Here is a 17,350-nt window from a genome sequence, read left to right as displayed (position 1 = left end):
AGCGGTGGTGGTGTTTACACGCCGCCAGCGGTGAGTTTTTCCGGGTTGAGCAACTCTTCCAGCTGGCTACGCGACAGGTCGGTGTGCTCCAGCGCGACATCGATCACCGGGCGGCCCTGCTGATAGGCCTTCTTGGCGATTTCAGCGGCTTTCTGGTAGCCAATGATCGGGTTGAGTGCGGTCACCAGGATCGGGTTGCGTGACAACGCTTGCTTGATCCGGTCTTCGTTGACCCTGAAGCTGGCAATCGCTTTTTCACCCAGCAGTCGGCTGGAGTTGGCCAGCAATTCGATGCTGCTCAGCAGGTTCTGGGCGACGATTGGCAGCATCACGTTGAGCTCGAAATTGCCCGACTGACCGGCGATGGTGATCACCGTGTCGTTGCCGATCACCTGGGCGGCGACCATGGCGGTGGCTTCCGGGATCACCGGGTTGACCTTGCCTGGCATGATCGAAGACCCCGGTTGCAAGGCTTCGAGCTCTATCTCACCCAGGCCGGCCAATGGACCGGAGTTCATCCAGCGCAGGTCGTTGGCGATTTTCATCAGCGAAACCGCGGTGGCCTTGAGTTGTCCGGATACGGCAACGGCGGTGTCCTGGGACCCGATCAACGCAAACAGATCCACCCCCGGGGTGAATTGCACCTGGGTCAGCTTGCTCAGCTGTTGGCTGAAGCGCGCAGCGAATTCGGGATGCGCATTGACGCCAGTGCCCACTGCCGTACCGCCCTGGGCCAGGGATTGCAGGCTTGGCTGCAGGCCCTGCAAATGACCGATGTTGGCCTTGAGCTGTTGTGCCCAACCATTGAGTACCTGGCTCATGCGCACCGGCATGGCGTCCATCAGGTGGGTGCGACCGGTCTTGACATGGTGATGCACCTCTTGCGCCTTGCGCTCGATCACCTGTACCAGCCCGATCAGGGCCGGCAGCAACTGTTCGTGCAGGGCCAGCGCGGCACTGACATGGATAGTGGTGGGGATAATGTCGTTGCTGCTTTGGCCGCAGTTGACGTGATCGTTGGGGTTCACCGGCTCGCCGAGCAGGCGGCTGGCCAAGGTGGCGATCACTTCGTTGGCATTCATGTTGGAGCTGGTGCCGGAACCGGTCTGGAAAACATCCACCGGGAAATGCTGCATGAAATCGCCTTCGAGCAGGCCTTGCGCCGCCAGGGCGATGGCGTTGCCCTGGGATTCGCTGATCTGCTTGAGCTCGATGTTGGCCCGGGCAGCGGCAGCCTTGGCCAGGATCAGCGCGCGAATGAACTGCACGGGCATCGGCTTGCCGCTGATCGGGAAGTTATCCACCGCACGTTGGGTCTGTGCGCCGTAGAGGGCGTCTTGCGGGACCTGAAGCTCGCCCATGCTGTCGCGCTCAATACGTGTCTTGGTCATCTGAATATCCTTGCACCAGTTCAGTTAGGGGAATCGAAGGCTGCAACTCGCAGGTCGCCAGTTGCCAGGTGTAGCTCTGCCAGCGTTTGAGCCGGCACTTGCACAAAGAGAGGCGCTCGAGTTCGCGCAGCGGGCGCCAGGCCTGGTCGAGGCAGTAAGTGCGCCAGTGCCAGGGCAGCGCGACATCGGCGGCGGTGTCGAGCAACAGACGGAAGGAAGTTTCAGCGACGGTCCAGGGTGAGGTTGCCGTGCAACAGGCCAGATACCGGCCTTCGGCCAGGTAATGGTCGATCAGGCGCGGCTCGTCGGGATTCATCGCGCAACGGATCTGGCGACTCATCCAGCGCCAGCTTTCGAGGTAAGGCTGCTCGTGCAAGGCAGAACTCATGATCCGGGGCTCATTCGGTAATGAGATTTATTATTAGATGATAATGAGAACCAAAACAAGTGCGAACGACTCAGGCGATCCATTGCGGGAGCGAGCCTGCTCGCGATGACGGTGGGTCAGTCAACCTGTGTTTTGAATGCTCTATCGCCATCGCGAGCAGGCTCGCTCCCACAGAGGTTCGGTGTAAGGCGCATAAAAAAAGGCGCGCCACCCGATGGGTGGCGCGCCTTTGGGTGTAACGGTGAGAGCTAGCTACCCGCCACCGTCATCCGCTCGATCAACACCGAACCGGTGCGAATGTTGCTGCGCAGTTCCAGGTCATTACCCACGGCGACGATCTGCTTGAACATGTCACGCATGTTGCCGGCGATGGTCACTTCCTGGACCGCGAACTGGATTTCACCGTTCTCGACCCAGTAACCCGCCGCGCCACGGGAGTAATCACCGGTGACCATGTTCAGGCCCTGGCCCATCAATTCGGTGACCAGCAGGCCGCGCCCCATGCGACGCAACAGGGCAGCCTGGTCCTCATCACCATGGGTGACGAACAGGTTGTGCACGCCACCGGCATTGGCGGTGCTCGGCATGCCCAGCTTGCGGCCTGAGTAGGTGCCGAGAATGTAGGACACCAGTTCGCCTTTTTCGACGAACGGTTTGGCGTAGGTGGCCAGGCCATCACCATCGAACGCCGCACTGCCCAGGGCGCGCATCAGGTGCGGACGCTCGTCGATGGTCAGCCATTCCGGGAACAGTTTCTGCCCCAGTGTGCCTTCGAGGAACGAGGATTTGCGGTACAGGCTGCCACCGGAAACCGCCGAGAGGAAGCTGCCGAACAAGCCGCCGGCCAGTTCTGCGGAAAACAGCACCGGCACTTCGCAGGTCGGCACCGGACGCGCGCCCAGGCGGCTTGCCGCGCGTTGCGCTGCACGTTGGCCGATGCTAACCGGGTCAGCCAGCAGATTGCCCTGGCGGTTCACGTCGTACCAGTAATCGCGCTGCATCTGGCCATCGGCCTCGGCGATCATCACGCAACTCAAGCTGTGCCGGGTCGACGCATAACCGCCGATAAATCCGTGGCTGTTGCCGTAGACGCGGCAGCCCTGATGCGTACTCAGGGTGGTGCCATCGGCATTCTTGATCCGGCTGTCGGCGGCGAACGCCGCGGCCTCACAGGCCAGCGCCTGCTCGATGGCTTGTTCCGGGGAGATGTCCCATTGGTGGAACAGGTCGAAATCCTGGACATCCCTGGCCATCAGCGCGGCATCCGCCAGGCCCGAGGCTTCGTCTTCGGAAGTGTGCTTGGCAATGGCCAGGGCAGCGGCAACGGTTTCGCGAATCGCCTCCGGCCCACTGGCCGAGGTACTGGCCGAGCCCTTGCGCTGACCGACGTACAAGGTGATACCAAAACCCTGGTCGCGGTTGAATTCGACGGTTTCGACTTCACGCTGGCGAACCGTGGTCGACAGGCCTTGCTCCAGGGACACCGCCACTTCACAGGCACTGGCGCCCTGTCGCTTGGCTTCAGCGATGATCTGCTCGACTTGTTCTTGCAGTGCCGGCAACGCTTGTGGGCCGACGCTTTCAACTGCACTCATGCTGTTCTCCACTCAAATTCTGCTTTCGGTAACGGTCATCGAGCGACCGGGCCGGACAAGCGGCCCCCGACTGGTTATCATGGCGGCGTTTCTTTGCGGACGGCCACCATGGTTGATTCTTACGACGACTCCCTCGATACGGGAGAAAAAAGCAAATCCCAGGTCAAACGCGAGCTGCATGCTCTGGTTGACCTTGGCGAGCGCCTTACAACGCTCAAGCCTGACTTGCTGGCAAAACTGCCCTTGACCGACGCCTTGCGCCGGGCCCTGGCCGATGCGCCCAAGCACACCGCGAACATCGCGCGTAAACGGCACCTTCAGTTCATCGGCAAACTGATGCGCGATCAGGACACTGACGCGATTCTGGTTTTGCTCGATCAACTCGATGCCTCCACTCGCCAGTACAACGAACGCTTCCATAACCTGGAACGTTGGCGCGATCGCCTGATCGCCGGCGACGATGCCGTACTGGAAAAATTCGTCGTCGACTACCCGGACGCGGACCGCCAGCAATTGCGCTCCCTGATCCGTCAGGCCCAGCATGAGGTTGCGCAAAACAAGCCTCCTGCTTCGAGCCGTAAAATCTTCAAGTACATCCGTGAGCTGGACGAGACTCAACGCGGTCTGCGTTAAGTATCTGACCGGGTGAGTCGCCACGCGACTCACCCACAGCTCCATCCTTACGAGCCCGTGCCACCCACGGTGATCGCATCAATCTTCAGCGTTGGCTGGCCGACACCCACCGGCACCGACTGCCCATCCTTGCCACACGTCCCCACACCACTGTCCAGTGCCAGGTCGTTGCCGACCATCGACACCTTGCTCATGGCCTCCGGGCCGTTGCCGATCAACGTCGCACCTTTGACCGGGGCGGTGATCTTGCCGTCTTCGATCAGGTACGCCTCGCTGGTGGAGAACACGAACTTGCCGCTGGTGATGTCCACCTGACCGCCGCCGAGGTTGGCGCAGTAGATGCCGCGCTTCACCGACGCGATGATTTCCTCCGGGTCGCTTTCGCCGGCCAGCATGTAGGTGTTGGTCATGCGCGGCATCGGCAGGTGCGCGTAGGATTCGCGACGGCCGTTACCGGTGCGGGCCACGCCCATCAGGCGGGCGTTGAGCTTGTCCTGCATGTAGCCCTTGAGCACGCCGTTTTCGATCAGCGTGGTGCACTCGGTCGGCGTGCCTTCGTCATCGACGCTCAAGGAGCCACGGCGACCGGCCAGGGTGCCGTCATCGACGATGGTGCACAGCTTGGACGCGACCATTTCACCCATGCGCCCACTGTAGGCGGAGCTGCCCTTGCGGTTGAAATCACCTTCCAGGCCGTGGCCGACCGCTTCGTGCAGCAGCACGCCCGACCAACCGGAACCCAGCACCACCGGCAAGGTACCGGCCGGCGCCGGAATGGCTTCCAGATTGACCAGTGCCTGGCGCAGCGCTTCACGGGCATAGCCCATGGCGCGATCTTCAGCGAGGAAATAACGGTAATCGGTACGCCCGCCACCACCGTGGCCACCGCGCTCGCGACGGCCGTTCTGTTCGACGATCACACTGACGTTGAAGCGCACCAATGGCCGTACATCCGCCGCCAGGCCGCCATCGGTGGACGCCACCAGAATCCGCTCCCAGACACCGGCCATGCTCACGGTGACTTGCTGGATACGCGGGTCGAGGGCGCGCGTGGCGGCATCGATGCGCTTGAGCAGATCGACTTTCTCGGCACGGGTCAGCACTTCCAGCGGATTGTCCGGCCCGTACAACTGCGCCACATCCTGGGTGGTGAACGCTTGCACGGTGCCATTCTGCCCCGCCCGGGAGATCGAACGGGCGGCACGGGCCGCCGCGCCCAAGGCTTCCAGGGTGATGGCATTGCTGTAGGCAAACCCGGTCTTCTCACCGGATTGCGCGCGAACGCCAACCCCTTGGTCGAGGTTGAAGCTGCCTTCCTTGACGATGCCGTCTTCCAGCGCCCAGGACTCGGAAATCTGCCCCTGGAAATACAGGTCGGCGGCGTCGATGCCGGGGCCGGCCAAGTCGCCGAGCACGCCTTGCAGGCTTTCGATCGATACGCCACCGGGTGCCAGGAGGTGTTCACTGACTGAGGACAACAACTCGCTCATATGCTTTACGCCTTAAATTCATCGTTCTGAGGCAGGCCGCTGGGCGCCCTGCGAGAAAAAGCGCCGGTGACTGGACACCGGCATCCGCGCCCGGATGGACGCCTGTTCGCTGCTATCGCGTTCGGCCAGCAGCACGGCCTCGCCTTGATCCTGTTGCGCCAACACCCGCCCCCATGGGTCGACAATTGCCGCATGGCCCCAGGTTTCCCTCGGCCCCGGATGCGTTCCACCCTGGGCGGCCGCGAGCACATAACACTGGGTTTCTATGGCTCGCGCACGAATCAGCACGTCCCAGTGCGCGGCGCCGGTCACAGCGGTAAAAGCTGACGGCGCGGTAATCAGTTCCGCGCCGGCAGCCCGTAATTCACTGTAGAGCTCCGGGAAGCGCAGGTCATAACAGACCGTCAGGCCGACTCGCCCTACCGGCGTGTCCGCCACCACCACCCCACTGCCATAAGCATAGTCATCGGATTCGCGATAACGGCCGCGATTGTCTGCCACGTCCACATCAAACAGGTGCAGCTTGTCGTAGCGAGCGACCGTTTCGCCCTGATCGTCGACCAGCAACGAGCAGGCATGCACCTTGGCCGTCGGTTGATCCACCGGCGGCAACGGCAAGGTGCCGGCCACTATCCATAACTTGAGGTCGCGGGCCGTCTGTTTCAACCACGGCAGGATCGGGCCTTCGCCCAGCGCCTCGGCGCGACCGATGTCGGCGATGTCGCGCCGGCCCATGGCGGCAAAATTTTCCGGCAGCACGGCCAATTTCGCGCCGCCCGCGGCTGCTTGTTCCAGCAACTGATGCGCCCGGGCCAGATTGGCCAGCACATCGCTCTGGCTGACCATTTGAATTACCGCTATGGACATGGCCTTTCCTTAGTCTGGAATTCAGCACACAAACCTGTAGGAGCCAGGCTTGCCGGCGAAGAACGATGACGCGGTAGTGTTGATAAACCGCGGCGCCCGGTTCGCGGGCAAGTCGGATCGCCGCATCGCTCGCTCCTACAGTATTAGCGTTGGAGCACCTAAGGCCATGCTACTCCATAGGTTTGGAGGCTGGCGTCAAAAAGCATTCTCGAAGGTGATTTTCGGTTCTTTCCACGGCCCCTTGACCGTGTACTTCACACTGGCAAAGCGCGCCACACGGTCACCAATCAATTTGTCGATCAGGAACAGCGCCCCGCCGATTGCCGGTGCGCCGACGATCAGCGCAGCAATGGGCAGGTTGTTGGTCACCGGCAAGGTCACCATCAATTTCGCATCGATCTGATCGGCCACCATGTTCAGCGTGCCGTTGAGCTCGATGGTGCTCGACGGCCCAGTCAGGCGGATAGGCTCGCGGGTCACATACACGCCGTTGGTCGCCACCAGCAGGCCCTTGACCCGGTCATAGCTCAGGCCTTTGCCGAACAGGTCGGAGAAGTCCAGGCGCAAGCGGCGGCCGATGGAGTTGAAGTTGAGCAGACCGAACACCCGCAACGCCTGGGCGCTGCCCTCAACCTCGACAAACTGGCCTTCCTTGAGCGACGCATCGAGGGTGCCGGAGAAACGCTTGGTAGCCAGCCATGCCGGCGAGCCGGGCCAGCGGCCGTCGACATCCATGTGAAACTCCTGGCTGGTGACACTCGGCGCAAAGCCCCAGCCCTTGAGCACATCCGCCAGGTTCTTGCCGCTGATCCGCCCCTTGTACCAGCTGGTGCTGGCGCCGGGCGCGCCTTCCCAACCGCCGCTGCCTTGCAACAGGATGCCCTTGAGGCCCAGGTCCAGCGCGTTGAGCGCAATGCCTTTGGCGGTCGGACGCACCTTCAACGACCAGCCGCCGACCAGGTCATTGCCCTGGTACAACTGGTTGATGGTGATATCCAGGGCCGGGATCCTGGTCGGGTCCACCGAGGCCAGGGGGTCCGGCGAATTTTCGTCGGCCAGGACCTTGGGGTCAGGTGCGGGCAGCCGCACGGTTTGCAGGTTGATCACCATCGGCGCGGCTTTGGCATCGGGGAGACTGGCAGTGCCCTTGACCTGCTGGCTGTCGAGTTGCAACGCCCATGCGGAAGGTTTGCGCGTCAACTGCACCGCTGCCTGATCCAGCGTAGTGCCCAAAGCGCTGAGCTTGCCGACCTTGATGTCGGCACCACTGAGCAACTGCTTGGCATTGCCACCCGGGTCCTTTCCGGCATATTTGTTCACCAGATCCTGCCAGGGGCCGACATCCAGTTCCGACAGTACACCGCGTACCCGCAGGCCTTTGGTACCTGGCAGAACGGCATTGCCGCTGCCCAGGAACAGCTCGCCACGACCGTCGGCAAAACTGTCTTTTGGTGCGGCAAACGTGAAGTTCGCCAATTCACCGTAGTTCACCCAGTAGCGCCGTTCCGGACCCTGCAAGGTCATGCGGAACGACGTATCGCGCCCCGCATCGGCAGTCGTGCCAAAGGGTGCTGGCAAATCAACTGCAACGCCTTTGAGATTGGAGTTGACCATCAACTGGCTATCGGCACCATCCAGGGTCAGTTGCAGTTGATAGGGGATCACGCCGCTCACCGGCAACGGCTGGGTCACGCTCAGCCAGTCCGTGAGTTTCTTGACTTCTACCTGCCCGGAAGCGGTGACCCGGGTGTTGAGCTTGCCCTCGCGACCATCGGCGAAAATTTGCGCAGTGACCGGTTTATCGAAGGCCCGCGCGCTGATGTTCTGCCCACTCAACCCTTTGCTGCTGTCGAAACGGAAGTCACCCTTGAGCTGAGTCAGCTCGAGGGGTGGCTCGGGCAGTTTCAGGCGGGCCTTTGCCGTCTTGAAGTCAACCAGGATCTTCGGCTGCTCGCCCTTGGCCAGCGGAATATCCAGCTTCAGCTTGCCTTGCAGATCGCCCTCGCCTTCCCAGCCAGCGAACGTCTCGGCCGTGCCGATCGGCGCCTCCTTGAGAATTTTCAGACCGTCGCCCAATCCGCCTGCAAACGCGCCATCGAGAAACAGGTGACTGTTCTGCCCGGCAGGCACGTGGGGAATATTGACGTAGATGTCGCGGACCTGGGTGTCGAGCAATTGACCCTTGCTGGCCAGGATCCTTACGCCACTGTCTTCGACGAACACATCACCCGTGACCTTGCTGACATGCGGCCAGCCAGGCTGAAACGCCAGCTCGGCATCGTGGACTTTGAAAAACAGGCTGATGCTGCGGGCCGTTTCCTCGGCGCCATGGTTCAAAGAGCCTTGGTACTGGAAGAAACCCTCATCCACCGCCCCCTTGAGAATCGCCGTTCGCAGCCATTCATCCAGCGCCGGGCTGAGGACGGTCGGCAGGTATTTGGCGGTGTAGCGACCGTCGCCCTCCACCAGACCGACCCGCAGGTCCATGTAGTCTTCCTGTGTGTCATCGAAAAACAGGCGGATCAGGAAGTCGCCGGCAATCTTGCCTTCCTCGCCCAGCACCTTCAGGTACGGCGCGATCAAGGTGAAACTTTCCTTGTCGAGCTTCCAGGCCAAGGTCGCGTTGGCCTGGATGTATTGCCATGGCTTGGCGAAAATCGGGTCCAGGTGCAGCATGAAATCCTTGCTGTCCATGCGCAACTCGCCATGGCCAAGGTCGCCGCTGATGCTTCCCGTGACATTGCGCGCCGCGGGGGCGCCGTGATACGCGTCAAAGCCGACGCGATCGAGGTTGGCCGCGAAGCTGAACCGGCTGTCGTCGGTAGCATTGGGCTTCACGTCGATCAGTATGTTGCGCAGTCCACCGGTGACTTTCAGCCGCTCGACCACCGTGGCGACACCTTCCGGCAATGGTGCCAGGGCATTGAGTAGGGGCGTGAGTGGTGTCAGGTCGAGACGGTCGGCTTGCAGATGCCAGAGATCCTGCGTCCTGTCCGCGGCCGGGGTCTGCTTGAGTTGCAGGCGCGATTCCCAACGGGTCTCGCCAAGGTTCATGGCCAGGGAGTCAACCGTTACCAGCATTCCCTCGGCGCTGCGCTGGAAATAACCGTTGAGCGCCAGGTTGTTGATCTGGATCGGCTTGCGCTCGGCATAGGCCCCCTTTAACTGCGGCGCATTCAAACGCACGGCGCCGCTTTGCAAGACGCCCTGGCCCCAGGTTGCCCACAGCTCGCCACCGGCCTTGATCTCGGAGAAATTCCATTGCTGGGTCAGGGTTTCGGGCAACCATTTCGACCAGTCGCTCTGCGGCAAGCTCACATACACTTGCGCTTCGCCGTCCTTCCACTGGCTGGCACGAATGCGGGTACGCACATTCAAGGCCAATGGCTGGCCATCGGGCAGGGTCAAGCGGGCATCGAGTCGCTGGCGGGATGTGCCGGTTTTCAGCGTCGCCCCGACGTACGTCAGGGTCAGCGGCGACTCTCCCCACGGCTGCAAGGTGACCTGGCTGTCGAGTACCGACAGCTGCTGGATCATTTGCATGCGATTGAGCAACTGCTCCGGGTCGAGGGGCTGATCATCCTTGACCGGCAAACCTTCCAGCGCCCACGCGCCGTCATCGCCCTGCTTGAGGCTGATCTTCAGGCCATTGATCTCAAGATTGGCGATACGCACATCGCGTGCCAGCAGGCTGGCCCACACGTCCGGGACAGCCCGTACGTTTTCCAGGTGCAGGGCGTTGGCCCCCTCCCCTACTGTCACATCGTGAGCCGACAAGATGGGCGCGAAGCCACTCCAGCTGCCTTTCAACTCGCCGATTTGCAGGGGCATGCCCAAGGCCTCGCTAGCCTTGGTTTCGACTTCGCCACGGTACTCGGCCACCAACGGCGCCAGTTCCCGGCCAAGGCTGACGTACAACGCCATCAACACCAAAACCAACGCGCACAGGCCCAGACCCCAGCGGGTCAGTGCGGCCAATATGCGTGTCAGACGCTCCATGTCAGTTGGCTCCCATGGCAAAAGTTCTGCAGAAAGCTGAGGCCAGCCGTTCAGGAAAATTCAGGACGCAGCAGTTCAGAGCAGCACGACGTCGTATTGTTCCTGGGAATACATGGTTTCGACCTGGAACCGGATGGTGCGCCCGATAAACCCTTCAAGTTCGGCGACGTTACCCGACTCTTCATCGAGCAGGCGATCGACGACTCGCTGGTTCGCCAATACACGATAGCCTTCCGCCTGATAGGCGCGAGCCTCACGCAGGATTTCGCGGAAGATTTCGTAGCAAATGGTTTCTGGAGTCTTCAGCTTGCCGCGCCCCTGGCAACTGGTGCACGGCTCGCACAGGACCTGTTCGAGGCTTTCGCGGGTGCGCTTGCGGGTCATCTGCACCAGGCCCAACTCGGTGATGCCGATAATGTTGGTCTTGGCGTGATCGCGCTCCAGTTGCTTCTCGAGCGTGCGCAGCACCTGGCGCTGGTGTTCTTCGTCTTCCATGTCGATGAAGTCGATGATGATGATCCCGCCCAGGTTGCGCAGCCTCAGCTGGCGGGCAATGGCGGTCGCCGCTTCGAGGTTGGTCTTGAAGATGGTTTCTTCAAGATTGCGATGCCCGACGAAGGCCCCTGTGTTGACGTCGATGGTGCTCATGGCTTCCGCCGGGTCGACCACCAGGTAACCGCCGGACTTCAACGGGACTTTGCGCTCAAGGGCCTTCTGGATTTCATCTTCGACACCGTACAGGTCGAAAATCGGCCGCTCGCCCGGATAATGTTCCAGACGATCGGCGATCTCCGGCATCAATTCGGCGACGAACTGCGTAGTTTTCTGGAAGGTTTCCCGGGAATCGATGCGGATTTTCTCGATTTTCGGGCTCACCAGGTCGCGTAGGGTGCGCAGTGCCAAGCCGAGATCTTCATAGATCACACTCGGCGCGCTGATGGTTTTGATCTGCTCGCTGATCTGGTCCCAGAGCCTGCGCAGATAGCGGATGTCCATGAGGATTTCATCGGCCCCGGCGCCTTCGGCTGCCGTGCGCAGGATGAACCCGCCCGCCTCCTTGATACCTTCCTTGGCCACGCAATCGGTGACCACCTGCTTGAGGCGTTCGCGCTCGGCTTCGTCTTCGATTTTCAGCGAAATACCGACGTGCGCAGTGCGCGGCATGTACACCAGATAACGCGAAGGGATCGACAGCTGCGTCGTCAGGCGCGCACCTTTGGAGCCAATGGGGTCCTTGGTGACTTGCACCACCAGGCTCTGGCCTTCATGCACCAGCGCACTGATGCTCTCGACTGCCGGACCTTCACGCATGGAGATTTCGGACGCATGAATGAACGCGGCGCGGTCCAGGCCGATATCGACGAACGCCGCCTGCATGCCGGGCAACACCCGCACGACCTTGCCTTTGTAGATGTTGCCGACGATCCCGCGCTTTTGCGTGCGCTCGACATGAACTTCTTGCAGGACACCGTTTTCGACCACCGCCACGCGCGATTCCATCGGCGTGATGTTGATCAGGATCTCTTCACTCATGGCAGGGTCTCGTTCAGGCATGTTCACGATAATGGCCGGTTACGACGCTTAGCGCGCGTTATTGGTTTGCCAACAGGGTATGCCGAAATGGCCGAGCAGTTCCGCGGTTTCGCACAGCGGCAGTCCAACCACCGCCGAGTAACTTCCAGTGAGCCCGGCGACAAACACCGCGCCCAGTCCTTGTATACCGTATCCACCGGCCTTGTCCCGGGGTTCGCCGCTGGCCCAGTATGCTGCCGCTTCATCAGGGCTGATCTCTCGAAAACGCACGTGACTGGTGACCACCAAGGACTCGCAACGCTCACCGTCGAGCAGCGCGATCGCGGTCAGGACCTGATGCTCGCGCCCCGACAACCTCTTCAGCATGGCGCACGCATCGTCTTCATCAACCGGTTTGCCAAGAATTTTTCCATCGAGCACCACGGCGGTATCTGCACCGAGCACGCAGCAGGCAGCTTCAGACGAGACGGCGCCGCGTCCGGCCTCGGCCTTGCCGCGCGCCAGGCGCTCGACATAGGCCGACGGGGATTCATGGGTCAAAGGGGTTTCGTCGATATCCGCACTGATGGCGGAGAACGGCACGCCGATCTGCGTGAGCAGTTCACGCCGACGCGGTGAGCCAGAGGCGAGGTACAACCGTTTCATCAAGACCTCTCCCTGTCTATGCCTGAGCGAATTAATTGATTTTGTAGCGTCGACGCAATCCACGCAAACCGAAGCTGACCCAAGGCCAGAGCAACGCGCTGACCAGTGCCGGCAATACCAGCGCCAGGGTTGGCTGACGATTGCCGGTCAGGGCACTGAGCCACAATTGAACAAGCTGGGCGAGGCCGAAGATCACCAGGATCACCAGGCTCTGCTGCCACATCGGGAACATTCGCAGGCGTTGTTGCAGCGCCAGCACCAAGTAGGTGATGAGCGTCAGGATCAATGCATTCTGGCCCAGCAGCGTGCCGTACAGTACGTCCTCTGCCAGGCCCAGGCACCAGGCGGTGACCATGCCGACTTTCTGCGGCAGTGCCAGCGCCCAGAACGCCAGCAGCAAGGCCAGCCACAGCGGGCGCAGGATTTCCATGAATTGCGGCAGCGGCGATACGCTGAGCAACATGCCGACGGCAAATGTCAGCCAGACGATCCAGCCGTTTCGGGAAGCTGTAACACCGACCATTATTCTCGTCCCCCAGTGGTAGCCGGCGCGGAGACAGGCGGTTTGGCAGCAGGCTTGACGACAGCGGGTTGTGCCGCCGGTGGCTTGGCGGGTGCAGTCGCGGTGGGTTTGGCAGCAGGCTTGGCGGCAGGCTTGGCCGGGGTCGTGGCCGCCGGAGTGGCCACTAGAGCTGCTGGCGCCGCCGGGGCAGCGGGAGCTGCAACAGCCGCCGGTACAACCGCCGGCCGCGGCACGGTCGCCGGAATGATCGGCCCACCGCCCTGCGCATCCAGGCTTTCCTGGGCCTGGGCAGCATCGTTGGCACGCTCTTCGGCGGTCCGGGTATCGCTGAACACCAGCAGCAGGTAACGGCTGCGGTTCAAGGCGGCGGTCGGTACGGCGCGAACAATGGCGAACGGCTGGCCGGAATCGTGGATTACTTCCTTGACCGTCGCCACCGGGTAACCTGCCGGGAAGCGCTGGCCGAGGCCGGAACTGACCAACAGGTCGCCTTCCTTGATATCGGCGGTATCGGCCACGTGGCGCAGTTCCAGGCGCTCCGGGTTGCCAGTGCCGCTGGCAATGGCGCGCAGGCCGTTGCGGTTGACCTGCACCGGAATGCTGTGGGTGGAATCGGTCAGCAGCAGGACCCGGGAGGTGTAGGGCATCAACTCGACCACCTGGCCCATCAGGCCACGGGCATCGAGTACCGGCTGACCGAGCACCACGCCGTCGCGCTCACCCTTGTTGATGATGATGCGATGGGTGAACGGGTTGGGGTCCATGCCGATCAGTTCGGCCACTTCGACCTTTTCGTTGACCAGCGCCGAAGAGTTGAGCAACTCGCGCAGCCGAACGTTCTGCTCGGTGAGAGAAGCAAGCTTCTGCATGCGCCCCTGCAACAGCAGGTTCTCGCTCTTGAGTTTTTCGTTTTCGGCGACCAGTTCGGTGCGGCTGCCAAACTGGCTGGCCACACCCTGCCATAGCCGCTGCGGCAGGTCAGTGATCCAGTAAGACTGCATCAGCGCCAGCGACATTTGGCTACGCACTGGCTTGAGCAGTGTGAAGCGGGCATCGACCACCATCAGCGCGACCGATAGCACGACCAGCACCAACAAGCGCACGCCCAGTGAGGGACCCTTGGTGAAAAGCGGTTTAATAAGCCGCTCCTCCCAGGCAAATGTTCTCTTTATTCATACGGCATCAAACCGGCCTGGATGCAGACGACAGAAGATAAACGCGAACAGGCAGCACTGCAAAGTGCCGCCTGCGCGCTCAACAGCATGGAGGCGATCCGGCGACTTATTCGCTGGAGAGCAGGTCCATGGTGTGTTTATCCATCATTTCCAATGCACGGCCACCGCCGCGAGCAACGCAGGTCAACGGGTCTTCGGCGACAATCACCGGCAAGCCGGTTTCCTGGGCCAGCAGCTTGTCGAGGTCACGCAGCAAGGCGCCACCACCGGTCAGCACCAGGCCACGCTCGGCGATGTCGGAAGCCAGTTCCGGCGGCGATTGCTCCAGTGCGCTCTTCACGGCCTGAACGATGGTTGCCAGGGACTCTTGCAGAGCTTCCAGCACTTCGTTGGAGTTCAGGGTAAATGCGCGTGGAACGCCTTCGGCCAGGTTGCGGCCACGAACGTCGACTTCGCGAACTTCGCCGCCCGGGTAGGCGGTACCGATTTCCTGCTTGATGCGCTCGGCAGTGGATTCACCGATCAGGCTGCCGTAGTTGCGACGCACATAAGTGATGATCGCTTCGTCGAAACGGTCGCCACCTACCCGTACGGATTCGGCGTAGACCACACCGTTCAGGGAGATCAGCGCGATTTCGGTGGTACCGCCACCGATATCCACAACCATCGAACCGCGAGCTTCTTCAACCGGCAGGCCGGCACCGATCGCAGCCGCCATCGGCTCTTCGATCAGGAACACTTCACGGGCACCGGCACCGAGGGCCGACTCACGGATGGCGCGACGCTCAACCTGGGTGGACTTGCATGGGACGCAGATCAGCACACGAGGGCTAGGCTGCAGGAAGCTGTTTTCATGAACCTTGTTGATAAAATACTGCAGCATCTTTTCGCAGACGCTGAAGTCGGCGATCACGCCGTCTTTCATCGGACGAATGGCAGCAATGTTGCCCGGCGTACGGCCCAACATGCGCTTCGCTTCGGTGCCGACAGCAACGACACTTTTCTGGTTACCGTGCGTCCGAATGGCCACAACCGATGGCTCATTCAGGACGATACCGCGCTCACGCACGTAAATAAGGGTGTTGGCAGTGCCCAGGTCGATGGAAAGATCGCTGGAAAACATGCCACGCAGTTTCTTGAACATGGGAAAGGGACCCTAGGCAACGCGTGGGTAAAAAAGTGCGGCAAACTCTAACAACGACAGGGATTTTGGGCAAGGCGCCAATATGTTAAATTGGCCGCTTTTCTGTGCACCAAACCCCACAATCGCGGCCATATGACCGTAGAAGTGCGGTAGTGTTCCGACAATCTAACACACGGACGCCGTCCGTCTTGTTTTCCACTGGAGAATCCCAATGGCGCTTGAACGCTCCGATGTGGAAAAAATCGCTCATCTGGCCTGCCTTGGCCTCAATGATGCCGATCTTCCACACATTACTTCGGCCCTCAACAGCATTCTCGGGCTGGTCGACGAAATGCAGGCGGTCAATACCGATGGTATCGAGCCGCTCGCCCACCCACTGGAAGCCAGCCAGCGCCTGCGTGCAGACGTCGTGACCGAAAGCAACAATCGCGAGGCCTACCAGTCCATCGCACCAGCGGTCGAAAACGGCCTGTACCTGGTTCCGAAAGTCATCGACTAAAGGGAAAGAGCCTGCAATGCATCAATTGACTCTGGCCGAGATCGCCCGCGGACTCGCCGATAAAAAGTTTTCTTCCGAAGAGCTGACCACAGTCCTGCTGGCGCGCATCGCCCAGCTCGACCCGCAGCTCAACAGCTTCATCAGCCTCACCGAAGACCTGGCGCTCACGCAGGCGAAAGCCGCTGACGCACGCCGGGCCAATGGTGAGAACGGCGCGCTACTGGGTGCGCCGATCGCCCACAAGGACCTGTTCTGCACCCAGGGCATCCGCACCAGCTGCGGCTCGAAGATGCTCGACAACTTCAAGGCGCCGTACGACGCCACCGTCGTCGCCAAGCTGGCCGCTGCCGGGGCCGTGACCCTGGGCAAGACCAACATGGACGAATTCGCCATGGGCTCGGCCAACGAGTCGAGCTACTACGGCGCGGTGAAAAACCCGTGGAACCTGGAACACGTGCCAGGCGGTTCGTCCGGTGGCTCCGCTGCTGCAGTGGCTGCTCGCCTGCTGCCTGCCGCCACCGGTACCGACACCGGCGGTTCGATCCGCCAGCCAGCGGCGCTGACCAACCTCACCGGCCTGAAACCGACGTACGGTCGCGTTTCGCGCTGGGGCATGATCGCCTACGCCTCCAGCCTCGATCAGGGCGGCCCGTTGGCGCGCACTGCCGAAGACTGCGCAATATTGTTGCAAGGTATGGCTGGCTTCGATCCGAACGACTCCACCAGCATCGACGAACCCGTGCCGGACTACAGCGCCAGCCTCAACGGTTCGCTGCAGGGCCTGCGCATCGGCGTGCCTAAAGAGTACTTCAGCGCCGGTCTCGACCCGCGCATCGCCGACCTGGTCATGGCCAGCGTCGAAGAACTGAAAAAGCTCGGCGCCGTGATCAAGGAAATCAGCCTGCCGAACATGCAGCACGCGATTCCTGCGTACTACGTGATCGCCCCGGCGGAAGCCTCTTCCAACCTGTCGCGTTTCGATGGCGTGCGTTTCGGCTATCGCTGCGAAGACCCGAAAAACCTCGAAGACCTGTACAAGCGCTCCCGTGGCGAAGGTTTCGGGACGGAAGTGCAGCGCCGGATCATGGTCGGCGCCTACGCCCTGTCCGCCGGTTACTACGACGCCTACTACCTGAAGGCGCAGAAGATTCGTCGCTTGATCAAGAACGACTTCATGGCGGCCTTCAATGAGGTCGACATCATTCTCGGCCCAACCACGCCTAACCCGGCCTGGAAGCTCGGCGCCAAGAACAGCGACCCGGTCGCAGCCTACCTGGAAGACGTCTACACCATCACCGCCAACCTCGCCGGCCTGCCAGGCCTGTCGATGCCAGCCGGTTTTGTCGACGGCCTGCCGGTCGGCGTGCAACTGCTCGCCCCGTATTTCCAGGAAGGTCGCCTGTTGAACGTTGCCCACCAGTATCAGTTGAACACTGACTGGCACACCCGCACCCCAACCGGCTTCTGA

The 17,350-nt window shown here is 61.5% G+C and carries 14 protein-coding genes; 3 read left to right on the top strand and 11 right to left on the bottom strand.

What is annotated here, in order from left to right:
- Window positions 1-14: 14 nt before the first annotated feature.
- From HFK74_RS24285 to pmbA, 3 genes are all read right to left on the bottom strand, one after another.
- Entirely contained in the window at window positions 15-1,391 is a 1,377-nt protein-coding gene (locus HFK74_RS24285) for an aspartate ammonia-lyase (protein WP_180205695.1), read from the bottom strand.
- A complete protein-coding gene (locus tag HFK74_RS24280) occupies window positions 1,372-1,779 on the bottom strand; it encodes a FagA protein (protein ID WP_180205694.1) in 408 nt (135 codons plus the stop codon). Before HFK74_RS24280 ends, HFK74_RS24285 begins: the two co-directional genes overlap by 20 nt.
- Window positions 1,780-2,027: 248 nt before the next feature.
- Window positions 2,028-3,374, bottom strand: a complete 1,347-nt coding sequence (pmbA, locus tag HFK74_RS24275; protein WP_180205693.1) for a metalloprotease PmbA — start codon at window positions 3,372-3,374, stop codon at window positions 2,028-2,030.
- 108 nt (window positions 3,375-3,482) lie between these two features.
- On the opposite strand from pmbA, the gene yjgA reads away from it, so the two are divergent.
- Entirely contained in the window at window positions 3,483-4,007 is a 525-nt protein-coding gene (yjgA, locus tag HFK74_RS24270; protein WP_008054354.1) for a ribosome biogenesis factor YjgA, read from the top strand.
- A 47-nt stretch (window positions 4,008-4,054) separates the two neighbouring features.
- Here the strand turns inward: yjgA and tldD are convergent, their stop codons facing one another.
- From tldD to mreB, 8 genes are all read right to left on the bottom strand, one after another.
- Window positions 4,055-5,497, bottom strand: coding sequence for a metalloprotease TldD (tldD, locus tag HFK74_RS24265; protein ID WP_180205692.1), 1,443 nt, complete (start codon window positions 5,495-5,497; stop codon window positions 4,055-4,057).
- Window positions 5,498-5,515: 18 nt separating this feature from the next.
- Window positions 5,516-6,364 (bottom strand): carbon-nitrogen hydrolase family protein, encoded by an 849-nt coding sequence (locus tag HFK74_RS24260; protein WP_180205691.1) that lies wholly within the window; start codon window positions 6,362-6,364, stop codon window positions 5,516-5,518.
- A 195-nt stretch (window positions 6,365-6,559) separates the two neighbouring features.
- Window positions 6,560-10,363: a YhdP family protein gene (locus tag HFK74_RS24255; RefSeq protein WP_180205690.1), complete on the bottom strand. Its 3,804-nt coding sequence runs from the start codon at window positions 10,361-10,363 to the stop codon at window positions 6,560-6,562.
- A 75-nt stretch (window positions 10,364-10,438) separates the two neighbouring features.
- Window positions 10,439-11,896: a ribonuclease G gene (rng, locus tag HFK74_RS24250; protein WP_008054350.1), complete on the bottom strand. Its 1,458-nt coding sequence runs from the start codon at window positions 11,894-11,896 to the stop codon at window positions 10,439-10,441.
- A gap of 48 nt (window positions 11,897-11,944) precedes the next feature.
- Complete coding sequence (locus tag HFK74_RS24245; RefSeq protein ID WP_180205689.1) at window positions 11,945-12,541, bottom strand: nucleoside triphosphate pyrophosphatase; 597 nt, start codon at window positions 12,539-12,541, stop codon at window positions 11,945-11,947.
- Window positions 12,542-12,572: 31 nt separating this feature from the next.
- Window positions 12,573-13,064, bottom strand: coding sequence for a rod shape-determining protein MreD (gene mreD / locus HFK74_RS24240; RefSeq protein WP_008054347.1), 492 nt, complete (start codon window positions 13,062-13,064; stop codon window positions 12,573-12,575).
- Complete coding sequence (mreC, locus tag HFK74_RS24235; protein ID WP_180205898.1) at window positions 13,064-14,203, bottom strand: rod shape-determining protein MreC; 1,140 nt, start codon at window positions 14,201-14,203, stop codon at window positions 13,064-13,066. The genes mreD and mreC overlap by 1 nt, the downstream gene beginning before the upstream one ends.
- A 142-nt stretch (window positions 14,204-14,345) precedes the next feature.
- Entirely contained in the window at window positions 14,346-15,383 is a 1,038-nt protein-coding gene (gene mreB, locus HFK74_RS24230; protein ID WP_002555108.1) for a rod shape-determining protein MreB, read from the bottom strand.
- Window positions 15,384-15,594: 211 nt separating this feature from the next.
- Between mreB and gatC the strand changes: the two genes are divergently transcribed.
- Complete coding sequence (gene gatC, locus HFK74_RS24225; RefSeq protein WP_008054345.1) at window positions 15,595-15,882, top strand: Asp-tRNA(Asn)/Glu-tRNA(Gln) amidotransferase subunit GatC; 288 nt, start codon at window positions 15,595-15,597, stop codon at window positions 15,880-15,882.
- Between the two features lie 16 nt (window positions 15,883-15,898).
- Window positions 15,899-17,350: an Asp-tRNA(Asn)/Glu-tRNA(Gln) amidotransferase subunit GatA gene (gene gatA, locus HFK74_RS24220; protein WP_180205688.1), complete on the top strand. Its 1,452-nt coding sequence runs from the start codon at window positions 15,899-15,901 to the stop codon at window positions 17,348-17,350.

The organism is Pseudomonas sp. SbOxS1 (assembly GCF_013416725.1).
In the GTDB taxonomy this organism is placed as follows: Bacteria; Pseudomonadota; Gammaproteobacteria; order Pseudomonadales; family Pseudomonadaceae; genus Aquipseudomonas.
Note: the sequence above shows the minus strand (reverse complement) of the source record. Positions and strands in the feature narration are given on the sequence as shown.

Excerpts from the sequence above, each read along its gene's own strand:
- HFK74_RS24285 (WP_180205695.1), bottom strand. The coding sequence starts at position 1,391 with ATGACCAAGACACGTATTGAGCGCGACAGCATGGGCGAGCTTCAGGTC.
- HFK74_RS24280 (WP_180205694.1), bottom strand. The coding sequence starts at position 1,779 with ATGAGTTCTGCCTTGCACGAGCAGCCTTACCTCGAAAGCTGGCGCTGG.
- pmbA (WP_180205693.1), bottom strand. The coding sequence starts at position 3,374 with ATGAGTGCAGTTGAAAGCGTCGGCCCACAAGCGTTGCCGGCACTGCAA.
- yjgA (WP_008054354.1), top strand. The coding sequence starts at position 3,483 with ATGGTTGATTCTTACGACGACTCCCTCGATACGGGAGAAAAAAGCAAA.
- tldD (WP_180205692.1), bottom strand. The coding sequence starts at position 5,497 with ATGAGCGAGTTGTTGTCCTCAGTCAGTGAACACCTCCTGGCACCCGGT.
- HFK74_RS24260 (WP_180205691.1), bottom strand. The coding sequence starts at position 6,364 with ATGTCCATAGCGGTAATTCAAATGGTCAGCCAGAGCGATGTGCTGGCC.
- HFK74_RS24255 (WP_180205690.1), bottom strand. The coding sequence starts at position 10,363 with ATGGAGCGTCTGACACGCATATTGGCCGCACTGACCCGCTGGGGTCTG.
- rng (WP_008054350.1), bottom strand. The coding sequence starts at position 11,896 with ATGAGTGAAGAGATCCTGATCAACATCACGCCGATGGAATCGCGCGTG.
- HFK74_RS24245 (WP_180205689.1), bottom strand. The coding sequence starts at position 12,541 with ATGAAACGGTTGTACCTCGCCTCTGGCTCACCGCGTCGGCGTGAACTG.
- mreD (WP_008054347.1), bottom strand. The coding sequence starts at position 13,064 with ATGGTCGGTGTTACAGCTTCCCGAAACGGCTGGATCGTCTGGCTGACA.
- mreB (WP_002555108.1), bottom strand. The coding sequence starts at position 15,383 with ATGTTCAAGAAACTGCGTGGCATGTTTTCCAGCGATCTTTCCATCGAC.
- gatC (WP_008054345.1), top strand. The coding sequence starts at position 15,595 with ATGGCGCTTGAACGCTCCGATGTGGAAAAAATCGCTCATCTGGCCTGC.
- gatA (WP_180205688.1), top strand. The coding sequence starts at position 15,899 with ATGCATCAATTGACTCTGGCCGAGATCGCCCGCGGACTCGCCGATAAA.